This is a genomic window from Paenibacillus xylaniclasticus, assembly GCF_004001065.1.
Classification (GTDB): Bacteria; Bacillota; Bacilli; order Paenibacillales; family Paenibacillaceae; genus Paenibacillus_T; species Paenibacillus_T xylaniclasticus.
On record NZ_BIML01000087.1, the window covers coordinates 1 to 1,011 of the forward strand.

General features: G+C 57.0%; 1 protein-coding gene. It reads right to left on the reverse strand.

Annotated elements, in window-relative coordinates:
* Nucleotides 1–1,011 (reverse strand): contractile injection system protein, VgrG/Pvc8 family (locus PXY01_RS22040; RefSeq protein ID WP_218028246.1); only part of this gene is annotated, 1,011 nt, incomplete at both ends.

Below are 1,011 nucleotides of genomic sequence, written 5' to 3' on the forward strand. Positions count from 1 at the left end.
AAGCTCGCTTCCGTGCTCGGTGCCGAGGTAGCGCAGGTTCGGGTCGCTCGTCTTGGCGCAGCTGTCGCCGTTCTGCCTCTGGCTGCCGATTACCATCGCGCCGATGCCCGATACATCCGGTATGTACAGGTTAGCGTGCGTCCCCTTCTGCGGCATGCAGTACATCATATTCCCTGTCGTCGGTGCGAATGGGAACCAGTACCCCGACTTCGGAGGCTCCTTGTCGATATCCAGGTGCAGCTGCACCTTCTCCCCCTTGACGGCCAGCACTTTACCGCTCAGCGATATGCCGGTCAGCTTGTCGTTATGCAGCACCCGCTGGCGGATGCCGTCGGCACGGGACAGCTTGTATTTGTAGATGAGCAGTGCCTTGTCCATTCGGCACTCGACTTCGCTGACGACCATGCGCTTGCGTCGGAATACAATCTCGTCGCCGATCGCATAGCGTTCGCCGGTCTCGATCGTATAGCTGAAGAAGTCGGTGTCGTGATAGCCCGCTGCATAGCCGCCAGCCTCGTTGAACGCTTTCAAATCTTTGCTCGCGGTATACGAGATCGAGTCTGGCAGCTCATAGCTCTTGCCTTCCGGCATGCCAAGATGAATACGCGGCTTTCCATCCAATATATCACACACGATTACACTCTGAAAATGACTCGCCAGCCGCTTCAGCAGCGCCCAATCGGTCTCGCCGTACTGAAAGATCGGGGCGCCGATTGCCTTCCCGCCAGTAATGTGGTCGATAACGCCAGCGCCGGAATAAGCGCTCAGCACCTTGTTGACCACATTAGCGTATGTCATGCCAGCCTCCTGGAAGGAGCGGCTTCGCTTCTTCGTATCCAGCTTTCCTGTACCAGACAGGCCTTCGACGTCCACATAATAGACGCCGCGCACCATGCTGCACCGAATAGACGAAATATAGCCGGAGAAAATGACGCTCTCCCGCTTATCGTCTCTGGCATATACGGTAATCGGATCGCCGACTGTCGTACCCTCTGCTGCACGGAAGTTCAC